5 protein-coding genes are annotated in these 5,107 nt (G+C 74.4%); 4 read left to right on the forward strand and 1 reads right to left on the reverse strand.

Annotated elements, in window-relative coordinates; genetic code table 11:
• On the forward strand, positions 1–210 hold a 210-nt coding region (locus AB0J52_RS26745), incomplete at its 5' end, for a hypothetical protein (RefSeq protein ID WP_500185065.1).
• A gap of 82 nt (positions 211–292) precedes the next feature.
• Here the strand turns inward: AB0J52_RS26745 and AB0J52_RS26750 are convergent.
• Entirely contained in the window at positions 293–1,198 is a 906-nt protein-coding gene (locus tag AB0J52_RS26750) for a phytanoyl-CoA dioxygenase family protein (protein WP_500185066.1), read from the reverse strand.
• A 163-nt stretch (positions 1,199–1,361) separates the two neighbouring features.
• On the opposite strand from AB0J52_RS26750, the gene AB0J52_RS26755 reads away from it, so the two are divergent.
• The 3 genes from AB0J52_RS26755 to AB0J52_RS26765 all read left to right on the forward strand — a co-directional run.
• A complete protein-coding gene (locus tag AB0J52_RS26755) occupies positions 1,362–2,168 on the forward strand; it encodes a response regulator transcription factor (protein ID WP_500185067.1) in 807 nt (268 codons plus the stop codon).
• A gap of 2 nt (positions 2,169–2,170) precedes the next feature.
• A complete protein-coding gene (locus AB0J52_RS26760) occupies positions 2,171–3,952 on the forward strand; it encodes a sensor histidine kinase (RefSeq protein WP_500185068.1) in 1,782 nt (593 codons plus the stop codon).
• Positions 3,953–4,118: 166 nt separating this feature from the next.
• Positions 4,119–5,107: pentapeptide repeat-containing protein (locus tag AB0J52_RS26765; protein WP_500185069.1), on the forward strand; the 989-nt coding region annotated here is incomplete at its 3' end.

The following is a 5,107-nucleotide window of genomic DNA, read 5'->3' on the forward strand; positions in this document are numbered from 1 at the left end:
GCCACCGTCGCGGCGGCGACGGCGGCGGGCGTCGAGGGCGAGCCGCGCACCTGGCCGGTGGAGCAGGCCGCCGGGGAGTTGGGCGAGCCGTTCGCCGAGGCGCTCGCGCTCGACCAGTCCGTCAGCGCGCAGGCCGCCCGCGACCGCCTGGGCTGGAGCCCGCGGCGGCCCGGCGCCGTCGCCGACCTGCGCGAGGGCTCCTACTCCTGAGCAAAGGGGCACGGCCGGGCGCCCTCGCCGCTGTCGGGGCGGGCCCGGCCGTGCGCGCCCGCCGGGCGAGGCGGGCGGGTCCTCAGCGGAGGAAGTGGCGGCTCCGGTCGAGCAGGCCGCGCTCCTTGAGCTCGGCGCGCAGCGGGATGTTGTCGTCCCACACGCCCGACTCCAGGGTGAAGCCGAAGTGGCTGGCGGCCTCGTCGCCGTCGCCGAGGAGCTGCCGCCGCAGCGGGCTCAGCGACCGCCACCACGCGCTGTGCCGGTCCACCGCGACGTCGTCCCGCCAGCGGATCCAGCGGTAGGTGTAGCAGAGGAAGACCATCTTGCGCGTGACGGTCGACTGGTTCAGCGAGCGCGAGTGCCACAGGCGGCGGTCGAACAGGAACGCGTCGCCCGGGTTGGCGGTGATCTCGACGGTGCCGGGCGGCCGCAGGTACTCGCCGTCCGGGCCGCGCTCGGTCTGCTCCAGGGTGTTGCTGTACTGGCTGCCCGGCAGGACGAGGGTGCCCCCGCGACCCTCCTCCGACAGGTCGCTCAGCACGTACGCCACCTTGATCGAGAACATCGGGCGCGGTTCCATCTCCAGGTCGACGTTCTGCCGGTACCCGTCCTGGTGCCAGCTCCACGCGGGGGCCGGCGGCTCCAGCGCGGGCGGGTTCACGTCGATGTGGCTGTGGTGGACGTAGATGTTCCACCCGAGGTGCCCCCAGAGGTGCGGGAACGTGGTCGGCAGGTCCAGCAGCTCGGTGAACGCCTCGTCGCGGAAGACCGCGCCCAGCACGTGCATCGAGCCGTTGCCCCGGAGCCGTCCGGCCCGGCCCTCGGACTCGTAGACGCGGTCGACGGCGGCCTCGATCCGCGCCCGCTGCCCCTCGTCCAGAGCGTTGCGGACCAGCAGGTACCCCTGCTCGGTGAAGGTGCGGCGGCTCTCGGCGTCGATCGGCGCGAACCGGTCGGCCGCCACGTGGTTCAGCGTGTCGGGCATGGGCGTCTCCGCGGACGGATCTGTGGCGGCGTCCCCGTGACGCCGCCGGACGATGCGCCACTCAAGTGGAGGCCGATGAAGATCCCGTGAAGAACCCGTGCGGAAACGATCTTTCTCCGCGGTGGCCGGATGTCCGGTACGTCCGCTCGGTATCGTCCTGATCATGTGGACGGCAGCCCGGATCCTGCTCGCTGAGGACGATCCCAAACAGGCCCGCCTCATCCGGGTCTACCTGGAGCGCGAGGGGCACCGCGTCACCGCGGTCGGCGACGGCCGCCAGGCGCTGGAGCAGGCCCGCGCGCTCCGGCCCGACCTGCTGGTCCTGGACGTGATGATGCCGGGCGTGGACGGCCTGGACGTCTGCCGCGTCCTGCGGGCCGAGTCGTCGGTGCCGATCCTGCTGCTGACCGCCCGCTCCACCGAGGAGGACCAGCTCCTCGGCCTGGACCTCGGCGCCGACGACTACCTCACCAAGCCGTTCAGCCCCCGGGTGCTGACCGCCCGCGTCCGGGCCCTGCTGCGCCGCGCCGGGGTCGGCAAGGGCGCGGAGGCGCCGGGCGAGATCCTGCGCGTCGGGGACCTGGAGATCGACCCGGACCGCTTCGAGGTGCGGATCGCCGGCCGGAAGGTGGAGCTGACCGCCAAGGAGTTCGGCATCCTGCAGACCCTCGCCGCCGAGCCGCAGCGGGTGTTCACCCGCGCGCACATCCTGGAACGGGCCTTCGGGTTCGACCACCACGTCCTGGAGCGGACCGTCGACGCCCACGTGATGAACCTGCGCCGCAAGATCGAGGCGGACCCGGCCGACCCGGTCTTCGTCCAGACGGTCTACGGCCGCGGCTACCGCCTCGGCCCCTTCGCGGACCGGACCGCCGCCCAGCGGGCCGCCGCCGGGCGAGCGGGCGGGAAGCGTCCCGAGCGGGCGGACACCGAGCGGGCGGACGCGGGCCGGCCCGGACGGTCGGGCTGAGCGTGCCCTGGCGGTTCCGCACGCGCGTCTTCGTCGTCGTCGCGCTGGTCGCCGCGGCGGCGGTCGGCGCGACGACCTGGCTGACGGTCCGGGCCACCCGCGCGGAGTACGCCGAGTCGGCCGCCGTCGAGAAGCGGGTCGTGGACGACATCTACGACACGCTCAACGACTACGGGCTCAAGCACGGCACCTGGGAGGGCGTGGTGCAGCCCGTCGTGCGGCTCGGCCGCGGCACCGGCCAGCGGATCCGGCTCACCACCCTCACCGGCGAGGTGATCGTCGACACCGACACCGAGGCGGCCCGGACCGCGCGCCCCGCCACCCGCCGGCCGACCGGCGTGCTCGACCCCCGGCAGATCATCGTGCGCGGCGAGGTCGACCCCGGCCCCGACGCCGCGCGCCAGGACCCGGGCTTCATGGGCGAGGAGACGATCGCCGAGCGGATCGGCTTCTACCGGCGGGCGATGCGCCTGCGGGCCTGCCTCACCCGCCGCGGCATCGACCTGAACCGGGTCGCCGTCCCCCGCTGGCCGAAGGACGGGCTGCAGAACGGCTCCGCGGGCGCGCTCCCGCCGGGCGGCGTCATGGAACCGAGGTCCGCCCTCGCCGCCTGCGTGCGGCCGTCCCTGGGGAACAAGACCGAGTACAAGGGCGACATCCGGGCGGTGCAGGAGTGCCTGGCCGAGGACGGCGGCGGCGATGCCGGCGCGGGTGGCCCGGTCAGCCGGCCGCCGGAGCGGGTGTCCCCGCTCGCCCGCATATGCACCGAGCAGCTCCTCCAGCAGCGGCTGGAGAAGGTCGCCCCCGCGCCGCTGCTGCTCTGGCTCGGCTACGGGCACGGGGTGACGGGACCGCCGGCGCTGCAACCCGTCCGCGCCATCATCGCGGCCGTGGTGGTCGCCCTGCTCGTGATCACCTGCACCCTGCTGCTGAGCCGCCGGGTGCTCGCCCCGATCGGCGCGCTCGCCGCCGCGTCCCGCCGGCTCGGCGCCGGCGACCTGTCCGAACGGGTCGCCGTGCGCGGCCGCGACGAGATCGCCGAGCTCGCCCGCAGCTTCAACCGGATGGCCGACTCGCTCCAGCACAGCGAGGCGGCGCAGCACCGGATGGTCAGCGACATCGCGCACGAACTGCGCACCCCGCTGGCCAACATCCGCGGCTACCTGGAGGCCCTCCACGACGGGGTGCTGGACCCCGATCCGGAGCTGATCTCGTCGCTGCTGGAGGAGGCGGTGCTGCAGCAGCGGCTCATCGACGACCTGCAGGACCTCGCGCTGGCCGAGTCCGGCGCGCTGCGGATGCTCCGCACCCCCCTGGACGTCCGGGAGCTGCTGGAGACCTGCCGGGTGGCGCACCGGGCGGTCGCCGAGTCGCACGGCGTGGAGCTCGCCGTCCAGGCGGAGGCGGTGCCGCTGGTCGACGCCGATCCCGACCGGCTCCGCCAGGTGATCGGGAACCTGGTGACCAACGCCCTGGCCGCGACGCCGCCGGGCGGGACGATCACGCTGCGCGCCACGTCCGGAGACGGCACGGCACTGCGCATCCAGGTCATCGACACCGGGCGCGGCATCGCGCCCGTCGAGCTGCGGCACGTCTTCGACCGGTTCTGGCGGGCCGACTCGGCCCGCGGCCGCGCCACCGGCGGGCGCGGGCTCGGCCTGTCGATCGCGCAGGGCATCGTCCAGGCCCACGGCGGGACGCTCGGCGCCGACAGCGCGCCCGGCCGCGGCTCGACCTTCACCATCACCCTCCCCGCGTCGAAGGAGCGGCCCGGCCCGGCCTGACCCGCCGCGCCGCGCCCGGGGCTCAGGCCGTCTCTCCAGGTCAGGGGCCGAATCGGCATGTCCGCGTATCGGAGATTCAAGGAACGGTCGGGTGGGGCGTGCCGCTCTTGGGGCCGAGCAACAATCGAGTCGCCGTGCGGCACACGCGAGGGGAGGTAGGGGACTCATGCGGCAGCTCTTGCAGTGGGCGGAACGGGTGCGGGCGATGACCACGCTCGGCTTCGTCGTCGCGACGCTCGCGTACGGGTGGGCGCTGTGGCGGATGCCCGACCTGATGCACCAGGCCGATCCGAAGGACCGGCACAACGCCCGGATGCTGGTGGTCTCGATCGGAAGCGGGATGTTCGTCGCCCTCACCCTGCTCTACACCGCCCGCAACTACCAGCTCGCGCACCGCGGCCAGGTCACCGACCGGTTCGCCAAGGCCCTGGAGGCCCTCTCCACCGACCACAGCGACCAGCGCCTGGGCGCGGTCTACGCGCTGCAGCACGTGGCGCGCGACTCCCGTCCCCACCGCGCCGAGGTCTTCGACGTCCTGGAGGCGTTCCTGCGCCGCAACACCTTCGGCGGCTCCTCCCCCGACGTGCAGGCCGCGCTGAAGGCCATCCTCCGCCCGCCCACCTGGACGCGGCCGCTGAACCTGCCCGGCGCCGACCTGAGCGGCGCGAACCTCCACCGCGCGAACCTCACGGACGCGAGCCTGCCCTGCGCGGACCTGGCCAAGAGCAGCATGACCTGGGCGAACCTGACCCGCGTGGGGCTGGCCGGGGCCAATCTGGCCGGCGCGGACCTGACCGGGGCCAACCTGCACCGCGCGAACCTCACGGGCGTGAACCTGACCGGCGGGAACCTGATCCGCGCCGACCTCACCTGGGCGGACCTGACCGACGCCGACCTGACCTGGGCGGACCTGATCGGCGCGTCGCTGCGCCGGGCGACCCTCACGCGCGTGGTGCTGGCCCAGGCGGACCTGAACCGCGCGGAACTCCCCGGCGCGACCCTGGCCGAGGCGACCCTGACCGAGGCCACCCTGATCCGGACGGACCTCACGTGGGCCGACCTGACCGACGCCGACCTCGCGGACGCGGACCTGACCCGCGCGGACCTCACCGACGCGGACCTCACCGGCGCGAACCTGACGCGCGCCGACCTCAC

It is taken from the genome of Spirillospora sp. NPDC049652 (assembly GCF_040675125.1).
Taxonomy (GTDB): Bacteria; Actinomycetota; Actinomycetes; order Streptosporangiales; family Streptosporangiaceae; genus Spirillospora.